This window comes from Rhodococcus sp. Chr-9 (genome assembly GCF_000801125.1).
Taxonomy (GTDB): Bacteria; Actinomycetota; Actinomycetes; order Mycobacteriales; family Mycobacteriaceae; genus Rhodococcus; species Rhodococcus pyridinivorans.
This window is the reverse complement of record NZ_JTIZ01000140.1, coordinates 40,909-55,705: the sequence shown is the minus strand read 5'-3', so window position 1 is coordinate 55,705 and position 14,797 is coordinate 40,909. Positions and strand designations below refer to the sequence as shown.

The following is a 14,797-nucleotide window of genomic DNA, read 5'->3' as shown; positions in this document are numbered from 1 at the left end:
AGGCACGCTACCGAGCGTTCGCGGCCCCTACGTATCGGCGAGCAGCATGGGCACGGGATCGCCGAGGAACGCACCGATCGTCGCGAGTGCCCGTCCCGCCTGCTCCCCGTCGACGAGCCGATGGTCGAACGACAGCGACAACGTGACCACCTTCCGGATCGCGAGAGCACCGTCCACGACCCACGGGCGGTCGGAGATCGCTCCGACGGCGAGGATCGCCGACTCGCCGGGATTGAGGATCGGTGTTCCCCCGTCCACCCCGAACACCCCGACGTTCGTCACCGAGACCGTCGAACCCGTCAGCTCGGACGGCGTGGAGCGGCCCGTCCGCGCGCGGTCGGCGACCTCGGCGATCGACCGGGCCAGACGCGGCAACGACAGGCGCTGGGCCTCCCGGACCACGGGGACCTTCAGGCCGTCGGAGGTCGCAGTGGCGATCCCGAGATGCACGTCGTGGTGGAGCACGATCTCGCCCGTATCGTCGTCCCAGTGCGCATTGAGCGACGGCTCGTCGGCGATCGCGTGCAACAGTGCGTGGGTGACGATGCTCAGCGCCGTCGGACGGACGCCTTCGAAGGCCGGCGACGCGCGCAGGGTCGACACCAGGTCGACGGTGGCGGTCGCGTCGCACGTGAGGAAGACGCTCGCGTGCGGGGCGGTGAAGGCGCTGCGGGAGACTGCCTCGGCGGTCCGCTTGCGCACCCCTCCGACGGGTATCCGTGTGGTCCGTTCGGGGGACGCCTCAGGGGCAGGTGAGTGTGGTCGTTCGGCGGTGGGTTCTTCGTCGTGGCCTGCGGTAGGTTCGTCGCCGTGTCCGGCGGTGCGCCGCACGTCGTCGCGCGTGATCACACCGCCGCGGCCGGTGCCCGTCACCGTGTCCAGATCGACCTNCCGGCGTCCGCCGAGGCACGGCGGGTCGCGCGTCTGCTCTGCGGGGCGTCGCCGGGTCCGTATCCGACGAGCACCGACGGTCGGGACGGGCCGCTGCTGTCACCGGCCGGTTCGGCGGGCCCGTCCTCGGTGGCGATCCGCAGCAGGGGTGCCCCGACCGGCACCGTCTGTCCCGGCTCGACCAGCAGTTCCTCGACCGTGCCGCCATAGGGCGACGGCAGTTCCACCGTGGCCTTGGCGGTTTCGACCTCCCCGATGACCTGGTTGAGTTCGACACGATCGCCGACCGCGACGACCCAGTGCACCCAGTCCGCTTCGGTGAGTCCCTCACCGAGATCGGGAAGACGGAATTCCTCTACTGCGCGTGTGGGATTCGTCATCGGTGCGCCTCACGCTGCGAGTGCGCGGTCGACCGCGTCGAGGATGCGATCCGGGTCGGGACGGTGGTGGGATTCGAGTTTGGCCGGGGGATAGGGGATGTCGAATCCGCCGACCCGCAGGACCGGTGCCTCGAGCTGGTAGAAGCACCGCTCGGTCGTGCGGGCGGCGATCTCCGCGCCGATGCCGCAGAAGACCGGCGCCTCCTGCACGACGACGAGCCGGCCGGTTCGCCGCACCGACGCCTCGATCGTGTCGAAGTCGATGGGGGACAGCGACCTCAGATCGACGACCTCGAGCGAATGTCCTTCCGCTTCGGCGATGTCGGCTGCGCGTAGCGCGGTAGCGACCAGCGCACCGAAGGTCACGATCGTCGCGTCCGAACCGGACCGGACGACCCGCGCGGACGTGAGCGGCAGGTCGGGTGCGGTCTCCGTGTCGATCTCACCGCGTTCCCAGTAGCGGTGCTTCGGTTCGAGGAAGATCACCGGGTCGTCGAGCGCGACGGCCTGCTGGATCATCGAGTACGCATCGGACGGGGTACTCGGGCTCACGACCCGCAGACCCGCGGTGTGGGTGAAGTACACCTCCGGTGATTCCGAATGATGTTCGACCGCACCGATGCCGCCGCCGTAGGGGATTCGGACGGTCAGCGGGGCCACCACGGCACCGGCCGTGCGGTAGTGGATCTTCGCGACCTGCGAGACGATCTGGTCGAAGGCCGGATAGACGAAGCCGTCGAACTGGATCTCGCACACGGGTCGGTAGCCGCGCAGCGCCATCCCGAACGCCGTTCCCACGATCCCGGATTCGGCGAGGGGAGTGTCGATCACACGACCTTCACCGAAATCCTTCTGCAGGGTGTCGGTGATGCGGAAGACGCCGCCGAGGGTGCCGACGTCTTCACCCATGATGACGACCTTGGGGTCGCGTTCGAGTGCGCGGCGGAGTCCGGCGTTGAGGGCACCGCCGAGGGTCATCGTCGTGGTGGTCATCGTCGCGCCTCCTCCGTGGGGCCGAAACTCGCCAGATATTCGGCGTAGTCCGCGCGTTCCTGTTCGACGAGCGGATGCTCGGTGGCGTAGACGTGGTCGAACAGGGCGGCGGGTTCGGGGTCGGGCATCCCGAGCGTGCCGCGCCGGAGCCGCATCGCGGCATCGTCGGCAGTGGTCCGGACCTCGTCGAAGAAGTCGTCGTCGGCGTGCCCTTCGCGTTCGAGCAGTCGTCGCAACCGATCGATGGGGTCGCGTGCCTGCCACTCCTCGAGATCGGCGGGTGTGCGGTAGCGGGTGGGGTCGTCGGAGGTCGTGTGCGGGCCCATGCGGTAGGTGAGTGCCTCGATGAAGAACGGACCGGCACCCTCGCGGGCATGCCGGACGGCACGCCGGGTCACCGCCAGGACTGCGAGGACGTCGTTGCCGTCGACCTGCACGGCCGGCATCCCGAATCCGGCGGCGCGCCGGGCGAGGGGGACCGGACTCTGCACGTGGGTGGGCACGCTGATCGCCCAGTGGTTGTTCTGGCAGATGAACACCACGCCGACACCCCAGCTGACCGAGAAGACCATGGCCTCCGAGAGGTCGCCCTGGCTCGTGGCGCCGTCGCCGAAGTACACGACGGTGGCGATCTCGGCTCCGTCGAGCTTCGCGCCCATCGCGTAACCGGTGGCGTGCAGGCCCTGGGCTCCGACGACGATGGCCGGGTTGGTGGTGGCGACCGTCTGCGGATCCCATCCGGACAGGCCGCACCCACGCCACAGGCGGGTCATGTCGGCGGGGTCGACGCCGCGGCACAATGCGACGGCGTGCTCGCGGTAGCTGGTGAAGACGTAGTCGTCGGGCGCGAGTGCCCGGGCGGAGCCGACCTGCGCGGCCTCCTGGCCCTGGAGCGGCGCCCAGAGGCCGAGCTCACCCTGCCGTTGGAGAGCCGTCGCCTCAGCGTCGACGCGTCGCGCGACGACCATGTCGCGGTAGAGCCCGCGCAGTTCGTCGGGGCCGACGTCGGCGACGAGTGGGCCGTACTCGGTGTCGAGGACGCGTCGCCCGTCGGGTTGGATCAACTGGACCGGATAGGCGGTCGGTACAACCATCGGATCACCTCGTCGGTGCGGATCCGGCGTGCCCTCGTGAGGCCCGACCGGATGATGTGTGCCGTACATCACATCATCCGGGCAATTCGCGCGTGCGCAATCGATCAGCCTGCAACCGTGCAGAAAGCACGGTTTCGGGGTGCTCCGAGCTGGCAGACTGCGAAGAATGACCAGTCTGGATGCCACCGATGCGCGTCTGCTGCTCGAACTCACGCGCACACCGCGGGCCACGGGAGTCGAGCTGGCGCAGCGTCTCGGGTTGTCCCGCAACACCGTCCAGGCGCGCCTTGCCCGATGGGAGGCCGAGGGCGTGCTCGCCTCGTTCGACCGGCGGGTGGACCCCGTCAGCCTGGGTTATCCGCTCGCCGCCTACGTGGCCACCCGCGTCGATCAGCACCGTCTCGACGAGGTCGTCGACGAACTCGCACAGATCCCCGAGGTCACCGAGGTCTACGGGCTGACCGGGCAGATCGACCTGTCGGTGAAGGTGGTCGCCCGTGACGCCGACGACCTCTATCGGCTCGCGGGCCGGATCCTGAAGATCCGCGGCGTCGAACGCACGGACATGTCGCTGGTAATGCAGGACCTCGTCCCGCAGCGCACGGCGCCGCTGCTGGCCCGGGCCGCCGGGCGCAGCGGAGACGAGGCGACCTAGAGCACTAGCGGCCCGCGTTCGGGGTGGCCAGCTGGGCGGCGGCCTTGCGGATCTGATCGGGGATCGGGACGGGGCGGCGCGTCTGCGGATCGACGTAGACGTGGACGAACCGGCCGGTCGCCGCCGGGATCAGGGTGTCGTCGGCCTCCCGGAAGATTGCGAGCGAATAGGTGATCGACTGTGTGCCCAGACGTTCGACCGCCAGTCCGACCTGCAGGCGGTCGGGGAAGGACAGCTCGGCGAGATAGCGGCAGGAGGTCTCGGCCACGACCCCGATCGCGTCGAGTTCGCGGATGTCGACACCGGTGGTGGAGATGAGCCACCCGTTGACCGCCGAGTCGAAGTACGAGTAGTACGTGACGTTGTTGACGTGGCCGTAATGGTCGTTGTCGGCCCAACGCGTCTGCATGGGCCACAACACCGGGAACTGCTCCGGCTCAGGCGGGGCGGCTGGGCTCGTCGGTTGGCGGTTGCTCACGTCTCGACGATAGTGCTCTCCGCACGTCAAATCAGACCAACCCCCACGCCAATCCCGAACCGAGACGCAAAACCCCCGAATCGGACGTGCACAGGGCGTGTCCGCCCGCCGGGGTCGTCCCGGCACGCACGGCGTGTCGCCCCAAAGCCGGAACGGCGTGTGCCGTTCGTGTCAGGATCGGGTCATGTCCGATACCCCCGTTCTTCTCTCCACCGTCGAACTCGCCGAGATGATCGAGCAGGGCCGGTCGCCGGTGATACTCGACGTCCGCTGGGCACTCGGCGACAGACACGGACGGGACCGATTCCACGAGGGGCACATCAGCGGAGCGGTCTACGTCGACCTGGACGAGGATCTCGCCGATCCGCCCGCACCCGAGCTCGGTCGTCATCCGCTGCCCGACATCGACCGTTTCCAGGCCATCGCACGCCGGTGGGGGATCGACGACGGTGCTCTCGTCGTCGCATACGACGACAGCGGCGATCTCGCCGCGGCCCGCGCGTGGTGGCTGTTGCGCTGGGCGGGGCACTCCGAGGTGCGATTGCTCGACGGCGGACTGCAGGCGTGGATCGCCGGCGGGCACCCTCTCGCCGCAGGACCGGGCGGCGAGAAGAAGCCCGGCAACGTGACGTTGAGCCTCGGCCACATGCCCACCATCGGTCCTGATGAGGCCGCGACCTACGCGACCCACGGAGTTCTGCTCGATGCGCGCGCCCACGCACGGTACCGCGGCGACGAGGAGCCGGTGGATCGCCGGGCGGGCCACATCCCCGGCGCAGTCAGCGCGCCGACCACCGAGAACCTCCGTCAGGACGGGTCGTTCCTGCCCGCGGATCAGATCGCGCACCGCTTCTCGACGCTGGGCGTGAAGCGTACCGACGTCGCCGTGTACTGCGGATCGGGAATCAACGCCGCACACGAGATCGCCGCGCTCGAGATCGCGGGCATCGACGCCGCGCTGTATCCGGGTTCGTGGTCGCAGTGGTCGGCGGATCCGAAGCGGGAGGTCGCCACCGGCAGTTGAGCGGCGACCCGCCGGCCGATGGGCAGTTCTCGTCGACGATTCGCAACATCGCCGACGAGAACTGCACTCCGGAGGCGGGACTACCGGTCGTGAATGGGACAGCTGCCACGGTAGGTGCTGCAGTCCTGGCGACCCTGCTCGGAGCGATCGTCGCCCACCTCGTCGAGGCCGCACCGGTGATCGCCGGCGAGTGCGAGGCGACCTACGGCGTCGACCTCGGCCCGTTCTTCACCGGCTGGTTCGTCGGCGACCTGGGGGGCGACACCGTGACCACCACGTTCGTGTTCCAGTCGGCGCGAACGGCCGCGTGGGTCAACAACTTCGATCTGCAGAACCCCCGCCACGCACGACATCACCCGCGTCGAGATGACCGTCGCGGTCGATGCCGCCGCCGTGGTGCTCGACGGTCTCGAACAGGGCCATATCGTCTGACGGCCGAGTCCTCCTCCGTCCCGACCGTTCAGGAACGGGAGTACTCCGACGCGCGGCGCACCTGCTCGCGCGTCGGGGTCACTCCCGTGTAGAGCTCGAACTGCAGTGCCGCCTGCAGCGCGATGACCTCGTCGCCCGTGATCACCGGGATGTCGTGCTCGCGGGCGAATCGGACGAGCGGGGTGTCCGGCGGCACGGCCACGACATCGAAGACCGTCGACGCTGCGGCGACGAAGTCGTGGGGCAGCGGCAGGTCGCCCGATTCGGCACCGCCCGCCATCCCGATCGGAGTGGCGTTGACGATCAGCCCGGGTGCGACGTCGCTCGTGTCGGCGCGCCATTCGTAGCCGTACTTGCGCGCGAGCGGTCGTCCGGTGTCCCCGTTGCGCGCGACGATCGTTCCGTCGGTGAATCCGTTGTGGCGCAGCGCCGCTGTCACCGCCTTCGCCATGCCGCCGCTGCCCACCACCGTGACGGGCAGGGCGGAATCGACGCCGTGCTCGACGAGCAGATCGCTCACCGCCTGGTAGTCGGTGTTGTAAGCGTGCAGGACGCCGTCGTCGTTGACGATCGTGTTCACGGACTCGATGGCCCGCGCCGAATCGTGCAGCACGTCGACGAGGGGCAGCACGGCTTCCTTGAACGGCATCGACACCCCGGCGCCGCGGATGCCCAGGCCGCGTATCCCCGCCACGGCGTCCTCGATGTTCGCGGGCGCGAACGCCTTGTAGACGAAGTCGAGGCCGAGTTCCTCGTAGAGATGGTTGTGGAACCGGGTGCCGATGTTGCTGGGACGGCCGGACATCGAGATGCACAGCCGGGTGTCCTTGGAGATGCGCTCGAGCATTTGCTCACCGTAGACCCTACATGTTCGGAAACAGCGATTTTCTCAGGAGAGCACGTTGTTCTCACAACAAAGAACAAGATGCTGTCCGATGCAAGGGAGACGATCTGGGTGCAGGAGGACTGAGATTCGAACGGGAAGGCGCGATCGTCTGGTGCATCATCGACCGGCCCGCAGCGCGCAACGCGTTCACCCCGGCGATGTACTGCGGACCCGAACGTGCGGTGCGACTGGTCGATTCCGATCCCGACCTCGCCGCCCTCGTCATCTCCGCCGTCAACGGTATCTGCCAGGCGGGGAGACTGCTGGTCGCGATGATGTCACGGGCACGACTCCGCCGCGCCCACCAAGGCACGGTGGTCGTCGACCGTGATCGGCAACGCGTAGCGCACCGCCACGGTCAGGTACCGGCCGGCGAACCAGCAGCGGTAACCGGGAGCCGGTGGCAGCCACTGGGCCGGCGTGCCGTCGCGCTTGTCGAGGTTGGCCTGCCCGTCGACAGCGACGAGGTTGTAGGTGATGTCGTTCGCGAACCGGAGTCGACGTTCGGCGGGCCATGCGGCGGCACCGAGATCCCAGGCCGCGGCGAGCGGATAGATGTGATCGATGTGCACGGCGTTCGCCTCGGCACGCCGGAACTCCACGCGCGCACCGGTGTACGGATCGTTCAGGACCCCACTCGTCACGACACAGTCGTCGGTGCCGGCCCGGAAGGTGGGGGAGGTGAGGTCGCGCGCGAGGACGTTGTTGCGGGTGTCGCAACCGTCGTGCCCCCCGGCCCCGGGATGGTCGTCGGACCAGGCCGGACCGAACACGCATCGCTCGCCCGCGCCGCAGCCCCGCTGATAGCCGGGAACCTTCCGGCGCTGATCGACCACCGTCACCTGCTCGAGCAGGAGATGCACCTCGGCTCGGGTGGGGCTGCCCGGCACCGTCCCGGACCCCGGCGCGGTGCGGTCCCACAACCAGGACACCGCCACCGCGACCACCACTGCCGCCACCCACCACGTCGCGTTCCCCCCACGCACGCGGCGATCCTGACATGCCCTGCCGACAGGATCTTCAGGGCACGGTGACGACGATCTTCCCGCCGGCGTGCCCGGACTCGACGAGTTCCAGCGCAGCCCCGGCCTCGGTGAGCGGAAAGGTCCGCTCGACGCGCGGCGTCAGAACACCACGCTCGACGAGCGCCACGACCTGCTCGAACACCTCCCGGGTCCGTCGCCGCGTGATTCCCGAACCGCCCAGCTCCTCCGCGCGTGCCGGATCGGCGACACTCACGACCCGTTCCGGTGCCCGCGTCAGCGCGACCGCCCGCTCGAGCACGTCGCCACCGACGAGGTCGACGACCGCGGTCACCGCCCCGCACCGTTCCGCGGTGGCCGCGACCCGCGCGTCGAACCCGTCACCGGACTCGATCCACAGACCGCCGCACGATTCGACGAGATCCCGTTTCCCCGCACTCGCCACACCGAGGACGGCGGCCCCGGCGTTGTGCGCGAGCTGCGTCGTCGCCGACCCGACACCACCACCGGCACCCAGGACGAGGACGGTGTCCGCATCGACGATCTCGAGATACTCGACGATGTCGAAGGCCGTTCCGGCCGCGACCGGAAGGGTGGCCGCCACCTCGAACGGCACCGACTCGGGCACGAGCGCAGCAGCCCGCGCGTCGACGAGGGTGTACTCGGCGTAGCCGCCGTAGCCCTCCGCGGTGGCCCCGAAGACGGCGTCGCCCGGCCGGAAGCCGGTGTCCGGACCGGCGGCCTCCACCACACCGGCGACCTCCCGGCCGAGGACCGCCGGGAAGTGCACCGTGACGCTGCCTGTGCGCCGTCCGGACCGCACCTTCCAGTCGGCGGGGTTCACGCCCGCGGCCCGGACTGCCACGAGGAGCTGCCCCGGACCGGGCGGTGGGACGGGGGTGTCGAACAGCTGCTGTGTCTCCGGACCGCCGTACTCCACGAAGCCGTATGCGCGTGCCATGGGACCCAGCCTGCCATCGGGGTCGGGTGCGGCTGGCACGATAGTGGGCATGTTGCACGGGCTGTGGTCACCGGGATCCGGCCTGATGCTGTGGTGGGACCCCGCCGCAGAGCCCGATCCCGACGCGCTGCCGTCTGCGCTGCGCCGATGGATCGACCGCCCGTTCCGCCATCGCGTCACCCTCACCTTCCCTACGGAGACCGAGCCGAGCACGCTGCCCGCCGTCGCGGTCGCACCGGCGGACGCAGCCGAGCTTCTGCTGGACATGCCGCGGCGTCCCGGGGGTGTCGGCGGCGATCTGCGATATCTCGCGCACGTCGCCCGTGGCATCGAGAGGTGGGCGCAGGCCGGCCGCGTCGCACCGGAGCTCGTGCGTGTCGAGAAGCAGTGGTGGGCGCGGTGGCGCCTGCTCGGCGGCGAGAAGACGCGGGCCTGGTCCGCCGAACTCGCGGCCGCGATGTCTCCCGCGCAACGACAGCTCGGACGGCCCGTCGATCTCCTCGACGATCTGTGCCGCGAACTGACCGACCCCATCGTGCGCACCCTCCACGGCTCGTCGACCTCGCTGCACCCCCTCGTCGCTGCACTGGCCGAGGGCAGTCCCCATCCCCGTGGCACCCAGCGCATGGCCGATGCGCTCGAGGAATGGCGTGCCAGCCTCGCCGGATACGAACCCGACCTCGTGCTGCGCCTCGTCGAACCGGACGACGTCGACGACGGGGTCGGAGCCGACTCCATCTGGCGGCTCGAGGTGTGCCTGCGTCCGGAGGGACAGTCCCCGACGCCGCTGCCCGTCGAGGACACCGACCCGCACCTGCTCCAGATCGGCGTGCGCAAGCTCGGGAGCGCGCTCCAGGCCTATCCCCGCCTGCAGGACGTGCCCCGCGATCCCGACAGTCTCGACCTTCTGCTGCCCACCCCGGTCGTCGTCGATCTCGTCGAGCACGGCGCCCGGGAGCTCGACGCCGCAGGCATCGCGGTGCTGCTACCGCGCGCGTGGACCCGGGTCGATCCGTCCCTGCGTCTGCAGGTCGAGTCACCCGTCGCCCCCGTGAGCGCCGACGACAGCGTCGTCGGGATGAACGCGATCGTCTCGTACGAATGGCAGCTCGCCGTCGGCGACATGCTGCTCACCCCGTCGGAGATGGAAGAGCTCGTCGCGGCCAACAGCGACCTGGTCAAACTGCGCGGCAAATGGGTGCGGGCAGATGCCGAGGCGCTGGCCCGCGCGGCCCGGTACGTCACCGCGCATTCCGCCGAGGATGCGACCCTCGGGTCGTTGTTCGCCCAGTTCACCGGCGACGATGCTCCGCCCGCGGAGGTCACCGAGATCTCCGCCTCCGGCTGGGTCGAGATGCTGCTCGACGGGCAGGCGCACCCCGAGCCTGTCCCCGTGCCGGCGGGATTGAACGCCGAACTGCGTCCCTACCAGCAGCGCGGCCTCGACTGGCTCGCGTTCATGAGCCGGCTCGGTCTCGGCGCCGTGCTCGCCGACGACATGGGCCTGGGCAAGACCATCCAGGTGCTCGCGCTGCTCGCCCATGAACGAGAGTCGGGCCTGCGGAACGCCCCGACCCTGCTGGTCTGCCCGATGTCGGTGGTGGGCAACTGGCAGCGTGAGGCCGAACGGTTCGTGCCCGACCTGCGGGTGCACGTCCATCACGGCGCCCAGCGGCTGAGCGGACCGGCGCTCGCCGCCGCTGCCGCCGACCACGATCTCGTGGTGACGACGTACGCCATCGCCGCCCGCGACGTCGCGCAGCTCGCGACGCTGACCTGGCAACGCGTGGTCCTCGACGAGGCCCAGCACGTGAAGAACACCGCGACCGCGCAGTCCCGCGCCACGCGCGCCGTGCCCGCGGCGCACCGGATCGCGCTCACCGGCACACCGGTGGAGAACCGGCTCGAGGAACTGCGCGCGATCCTGGACTTCGCGAATCCGTCCCTGCTCGGCACCGCGGCGTCCTTCCGGGCCCGGTTCGCGGTGCCGATCGAGCGCGACCACGACGCCGTCGCCGCGGCACGGTTGCGGGCACTGTCCGCACCGTTCGTGATGCGCCGCGTCAAGACCGACCCCGACGTGATCTCCGATCTGCCCGAGAAGTTCGAGCAGACCGTGCGCGCCAACCTCACGGCCGAGCAGGCCGCCCTGTATCGGGCCGTCGTGGACGACATGATGCGCCGGATCCGGGACAAGGAGGGCATGGCCCGCAAGGGCGCGGTGCTCGCCGCGCTGACCCGGCTCAAGCAGGTGTGCAACCACCCCGCGCACTATCTGGGCGACGGCTCGCCCGTCCTGCGTCGCGGACGGCACCGCTCGGGCAAACTCGGCCTGGTCGAGGACATTGTCGAGTCGGTGCTGGCCGACGGCGAGAAGGTGTTGCTGTTCACGCAGTTCCGCGAGTTCGGTGAGCTCGTCGTGCCCTATCTCGAGGAGCGGTTCGCCACGACGGTGCCCTTCCTGCACGGGGGAGTGTCCAAGGGCCGGCGCGACGCGATGGTCGACGGCTTCCAGAACGAGGGCGGACCGCCGATCATGGTGCTCTCGCTCAAGGCGGGCGGCACCGGACTGAACCTCACCGCCGCCAACCACGTCGTGCATCTCGACCGGTGGTGGAATCCGGCGGTGGAGAACCAGGCCACCGACCGTGCGTTCCGGATCGGGCAGCGCCGCGACGTCCAGGTCCGCAAGCTCGTCTGTGTGGGAACGGTGGAGGAGCGTATCGACGAGATGCTCACCGGCAAGCAGGAACTGGCCGAGATTGTGGTCGGGGCAGGGGAGAACTGGATCACCGAGCTGTCCACCGATCAGCTGCACTCCCTGCTCACCCTCGGCGACGACGCGGTGGGGGACTAGATGGCACGGGGCAACGTACGCCGCTACGGCACGGCCCGCCGGATCGACGGCGGTATCGAGGCGCGCACCAAGCGGGGCTCGATCGGCCGCAGCTGGTGGTCGAAGGAACTGATCTCGGCGATGGAGGAGGTCGCCGAGAAGGGGCGACTGACGCGGGGCCGTGCGTATGCACGCGCCGGCCAGGTGATCTCCATGCGGCTCGAACCCGGAGCGGCCGTCGGCGACGTGCAGGGCAGTCAACTCACCCCTTTCACCTCGGCGGTGCGGGTGCGCACGCTCGACGAGGAGGCGGTGGGAGACCTCGTCTCGCTCGTCCGCTCGTCGCCGGGCATGCTGGCGCGACTTGCGGCGGGCATCCTTCCCGAGGAACTCGGATCGGCCCTCCTCCCGCGACGCGCGGGTGAACTCGACTTCGACTGCACCTGCCCCGACGACGGGTGGCCCTGCAAGCACGCCGCGGCCGTCGCCTACCTGCTCGCAGAACACGTCGACGACCAACCGTTCGCGGTCCTGACCCTGCGCGGGGTGGACCTCGCGACGCTGATCGGCGGCGTCGACGATGCGGGCGCCGACGAAGAGGTGGCCGCGGCGCGGGACTTCTACGGCGACGACACCGAGTTGTCCGAGCTGCCCACGGAACGGTTCCGTCCCGCGCTCGAGGACCTCGATCCGATGCTGCTGCGCCGCGCGTTGCGGGCCGGCGGAACCGACGAAGCCGTGGTGATCCGGGGGATCATCGACCTCGAGGATCTCTACCGCCGCATGCGTTGACCTCGATCGGTCGCCGGTGGTTGTGTCGTCCGTCCCCGGGGTATGCCGCCCGTGAAGGTGACGGCTCCGGTCGCGCCACCGACAGCACATGCCACGAGTGGAGGATTCATGCGGACTCCGGAAGTATCGTCGACAGCGCGGGAGAACGCCGAACGTGCGGTCGATGCGGTCCAGCAGGAGGCCGACACCTATCGGAACGGGGAGGATCGACCCCTCGGTGGATATGCGGTGCTCATGTCCGTGTACCTCACCACTGTCGGCACGCTCGGCGCCGTCGCGGCAAAGCGCGGGCGGCCGATGCCGAAGCCCGATGCCGGCGATCTCGTGGTGACCGCGCTCGCGAGCCACAAGGTCTCCCGGATCGTGAGCAAGGCGGCGGTGACCAGTCCCGTCCGCGCACCGTTCACGAAGTTCGACGGCCCCGGTGGTCCGGCCGAGGTGATGGAGCAGCCCCGCAAGTCGTCGCGGGTCCGTCACGCCGTCGGGGAACTGCTGGCCTGCCCCTTCTGCCTCGACCTGTGGACGGTGACGGCGATGGTCTTCGGCCGCGTCTACGCTCCGAATCTCACGCGTCTGGTGGCGGGTTCGTTCGCGGCGCTGACCGGAGCCGACTTCCTGCACCTGGCGTACGCGAAGGCGCAGCAGATCGCCGAGGGCTGATATCGGCCCCTCGAGCATCGGCCCCTCGCGCATCGACCGTGCGTGAGGGTGCCGGCCGATCCGGTCCGGTGTGACGGTAGACATACGTGGACTTCCAACTATAGGATGAGCGAAGACTTCGGGCCTGGGCCCGTTCGTGCCGAAATCGCACACCCCACGTCATCGCACACCAGTAAAGGACGGGATCGGACATGAGCGTTCGAGAATTGACCCACTTCGTCGGCGGGCAGCACGTCGCCGGCACCTCCGGCCGCTTCGCCGACGTCTTCGCCCCCAACACCGGAGAGGTCCAGGCCCGCGTGCCGCTCGCGGCCGATTCCGAGGTCGACGCCGTCATCGCCAACGCCGCCGAGGCGCAGAAGGTGTGGGCGTCCTGGAATCCGCAGAAGCGCGTGCGCGTCCTCATGAAGTTCGTGTACCTCGTGCAGGAGAACATGGACGAGCTCGCCCACCTGCTGTCGAGCGAGCACGGCAAGACCGTCCCCGACGCGAAGGGCGACATCCAGCGCGGCCTCGAGGTGATCGAGGTCGCGATCGGCGCCCCGCACCTCCTCAAGGGTGAGTACACCGAGTCCGCAGGCGGCGGAATCGACGTGTACTCGATGCGTCAGCCCCTCGGCGTCGTCGCCGGGATCACCCCGTTCAACTTCCCGGCCATGATCCCGCTGTGGAAGGCCGGCCCGGCGCTCGCCGCCGGAAACGCGTTCGTGCTCAAGCCTTCCGAGCGCGACCCCTCGGTGCCGCTCCGCCTGGCCGAGCTGTTCCTCGAGGCCGGCCTGCCCGCCGGTGTGTTCAACGTCGTCAACGGCGACAAGAGCGCCGTCGACTACCTGCTCGACGACCCGCGCATCAAGGCGATCGGCTTCGTCGGCTCGACTCCCATCGCGCAGTACATCTACGAGACGGCCGCGAAGAACGGCAAGCGCGCACAGTGCTTCGGTGGTGCGAAGAACCACGCGATCGTCATGCCCGACGCCGACCTCGACCAGGTCGCGGACGCACTCGTCGGCGCCGCCTACGGCTCGGCCGGTGAGCGCTGCATGGCGCTGTCCGTCGCCGTCCCCGTGGGCGAGGAGACCGCGGATCGTCTCGTCGCCAAGCTCACCGAGCGCATCGCCGAACTGCGTATCGGCACCAGCTTCGACGAGAAGGCCGACTTCGGTCCGCTCGTGACCGCCGCCGCCCGCGACCGCGTGCACGGCTACATCGCCCAGGGCGTCGAAGAAGGCGCCGAGCTGGTCGTCGACGGCCGCGACTTCGTCCTCGAGGGCCACGAGAACGGCTTCTTCTCGGGCGCCACCCTGTTCGACAAGGTCACCCCCGAGATGTCCATCTACAAGGAGGAGATCTTCGGCCCCGTGCTCACCGTGGTGCGTGCGCGCGACTACGAGGACGCCCTGCGCCTGCCCACCGAGCACGAGTACGGCAACGGCGTCGCGATCTTCACCCGCGACGGCGACACCGCCCGCGACTTCGCGGCCCGCGTCGAGGTCGGCATGGTCGGCATCAACGTCCCGATCCCCGTCCCGATCGCGTACTACACCTTCGGCGGCTGGAAGGCCTCCGGCTTCGGCGACCTCAACCAGCACGGCCCCGACGCCTTCCGCTTCTACACCAAGACCAAGACGGTCACGCAGCGCTGGCCGTCCGGTGTCAAGGAAGGCGACATCGAGGGTGCGCACGTGGCCGACACCGACCACTTCGTCATCCCGACGATGAACTAGGCGGTCCA

The 14,797-nt window shown here is 69.5% G+C and carries 14 protein-coding genes and 1 pseudogene; 7 read left to right on the top strand and 8 right to left on the bottom strand.

Going from position 1 to position 14,797, the window contains the following annotated elements; translation table 11 throughout:
* Positions 1 to 27: 27 nt before the first annotated feature.
* The 4 genes and pseudogenes from QR64_RS24765 to pdhA all read right to left on the bottom strand — a co-directional run.
* Positions 28 to 890: pseudogene (locus QR64_RS24765) on the bottom strand (dihydrolipoamide acetyltransferase family protein); the annotation flags it as partial.
* 1 nt (position 891) lies between these two features.
* Positions 892 to 1,271 (bottom strand): biotin/lipoyl-containing protein (locus QR64_RS28525; protein WP_318025587.1); only part of this gene is annotated, 380 nt, incomplete at its 3' end.
* 9 nt (positions 1,272 to 1,280) lie between these two features.
* Positions 1,281 to 2,264: an alpha-ketoacid dehydrogenase subunit beta gene (locus QR64_RS24760; RefSeq protein WP_006552547.1), complete on the bottom strand. Its 984-nt coding sequence runs from the start codon at positions 2,262 to 2,264 to the stop codon at positions 1,281 to 1,283.
* Positions 2,261 to 3,358, bottom strand: a complete 1,098-nt coding sequence (gene pdhA, locus QR64_RS24755; RefSeq protein ID WP_006552548.1) for a pyruvate dehydrogenase (acetyl-transferring) E1 component subunit alpha — start codon at positions 3,356 to 3,358, stop codon at positions 2,261 to 2,263. Before pdhA ends, QR64_RS24760 begins: the two co-directional genes overlap by 4 nt.
* Positions 3,359 to 3,524: 166 nt before the next feature.
* Here pdhA and QR64_RS24750 point away from each other — a divergent pair, with 166 nt between their 5' ends.
* Positions 3,525 to 4,013: an Lrp/AsnC family transcriptional regulator gene (locus QR64_RS24750; protein WP_006552549.1), complete on the top strand. Its 489-nt coding sequence runs from the start codon at positions 3,525 to 3,527 to the stop codon at positions 4,011 to 4,013.
* A 4-nt stretch (positions 4,014 to 4,017) separates the two neighbouring features.
* On the opposite strand, the gene QR64_RS24745 is transcribed toward QR64_RS24750, so the two are convergent.
* Complete coding sequence (locus tag QR64_RS24745) at positions 4,018 to 4,491, bottom strand: acyl-CoA thioesterase (protein ID WP_024103679.1); 474 nt, start codon at positions 4,489 to 4,491, stop codon at positions 4,018 to 4,020.
* Between the two features lie 184 nt (positions 4,492 to 4,675).
* Here QR64_RS24745 and QR64_RS24740 point away from each other — a divergent pair, with 184 nt between their 5' ends.
* Complete coding sequence (locus tag QR64_RS24740) at positions 4,676 to 5,515, top strand: sulfurtransferase (protein ID WP_039587754.1); 840 nt, start codon at positions 4,676 to 4,678, stop codon at positions 5,513 to 5,515.
* Positions 5,512 to 6,039, top strand: a complete 528-nt coding sequence (locus QR64_RS24735) for a hypothetical protein (protein WP_152641014.1) — start codon at positions 5,512 to 5,514, stop codon at positions 6,037 to 6,039. The genes QR64_RS24740 and QR64_RS24735 overlap by 4 nt, the downstream gene beginning before the upstream one ends.
* On the opposite strand, the gene QR64_RS24730 is transcribed toward QR64_RS24735, so the two are convergent.
* From QR64_RS24730 to QR64_RS24720, 3 genes are all read right to left on the bottom strand, one after another.
* On the bottom strand, positions 5,976 to 6,794 hold the full coding sequence (locus QR64_RS24730) for a shikimate 5-dehydrogenase (RefSeq protein ID WP_006552553.1): 819 nt from the start codon (positions 6,792 to 6,794) through the stop codon (positions 5,976 to 5,978). The two genes, QR64_RS24735 and QR64_RS24730, sit on opposite strands and share 64 nt — an antisense overlap.
* 317 nt (positions 6,795 to 7,111) lie before the next feature.
* On the bottom strand, positions 7,112 to 7,783 hold the full coding sequence (locus QR64_RS24725) for an HNH endonuclease family protein (RefSeq protein ID WP_006552554.1): 672 nt from the start codon (positions 7,781 to 7,783) through the stop codon (positions 7,112 to 7,114).
* 70 nt (positions 7,784 to 7,853) lie between these two features.
* Positions 7,854 to 8,777, bottom strand: a complete 924-nt coding sequence (locus tag QR64_RS24720) for an NADP-dependent oxidoreductase (RefSeq protein WP_039587752.1) — start codon at positions 8,775 to 8,777, stop codon at positions 7,854 to 7,856.
* 49 nt (positions 8,778 to 8,826) lie between these two features.
* Between QR64_RS24720 and QR64_RS24715 the strand changes: the two genes are divergently transcribed.
* The 4 genes from QR64_RS24715 (at position 8,827) to QR64_RS24700 (ending at position 14,789) form a co-directional block, all read left to right on the top strand.
* Complete coding sequence (locus QR64_RS24715) at positions 8,827 to 11,634, top strand: DEAD/DEAH box helicase (RefSeq protein ID WP_039587790.1); 2,808 nt, start codon at positions 8,827 to 8,829, stop codon at positions 11,632 to 11,634.
* The gene (locus QR64_RS24710) at positions 11,635 to 12,405 is read left to right on the top strand and encodes an SWIM zinc finger family protein (protein WP_006552557.1); all 771 of its coding nucleotides are present in this window, start codon (positions 11,635 to 11,637) and stop codon (positions 12,403 to 12,405) included.
* Positions 12,406 to 12,513: 108 nt separating this feature from the next.
* The gene (locus QR64_RS24705) at positions 12,514 to 13,065 is read left to right on the top strand and encodes a DUF1360 domain-containing protein (RefSeq protein WP_039587751.1); all 552 of its coding nucleotides are present in this window, start codon (positions 12,514 to 12,516) and stop codon (positions 13,063 to 13,065) included.
* A 191-nt stretch (positions 13,066 to 13,256) separates the two neighbouring features.
* Positions 13,257 to 14,789, top strand: coding sequence for a CoA-acylating methylmalonate-semialdehyde dehydrogenase (locus tag QR64_RS24700; RefSeq protein WP_006552559.1), 1,533 nt, complete (start codon positions 13,257 to 13,259; stop codon positions 14,787 to 14,789).
* Positions 14,790 to 14,797 lie beyond the last annotated feature (8 nt).

Bases quoted from the DNA above. Each gene is read 5' to 3' on its own strand.
- QR64_RS24700 (WP_006552559.1), top strand. From the start codon at position 13,257: ATGAGCGTTCGAGAATTGACCCACTTCGTCGGCGGGCAGCACGTCGCC.
- QR64_RS24710 (WP_006552557.1), top strand. From the start codon at position 11,635: ATGGCACGGGGCAACGTACGCCGCTACGGCACGGCCCGCCGGATCGAC.
- pdhA (WP_006552548.1), bottom strand. From the start codon at position 3,358: ATGGTTGTACCGACCGCCTATCCGGTCCAGTTGATCCAACCCGACGGG.
- QR64_RS24715 (WP_039587790.1), top strand. From the start codon at position 8,827: ATGTTGCACGGGCTGTGGTCACCGGGATCCGGCCTGATGCTGTGGTGG.
- QR64_RS24720 (WP_039587752.1), bottom strand. From the start codon at position 8,777: ATGGCACGCGCATACGGCTTCGTGGAGTACGGCGGTCCGGAGACACAG.
- QR64_RS24730 (WP_006552553.1), bottom strand. From the start codon at position 6,794: ATGCTCGAGCGCATCTCCAAGGACACCCGGCTGTGCATCTCGATGTCC.
- QR64_RS24705 (WP_039587751.1), top strand. From the start codon at position 12,514: ATGCGGACTCCGGAAGTATCGTCGACAGCGCGGGAGAACGCCGAACGT.
- QR64_RS24740 (WP_039587754.1), top strand. From the start codon at position 4,676: ATGTCCGATACCCCCGTTCTTCTCTCCACCGTCGAACTCGCCGAGATG.
- QR64_RS24750 (WP_006552549.1), top strand. From the start codon at position 3,525: ATGACCAGTCTGGATGCCACCGATGCGCGTCTGCTGCTCGAACTCACG.
- QR64_RS24760 (WP_006552547.1), bottom strand. From the start codon at position 2,264: ATGACCACCACGACGATGACCCTCGGCGGTGCCCTCAACGCCGGACTC.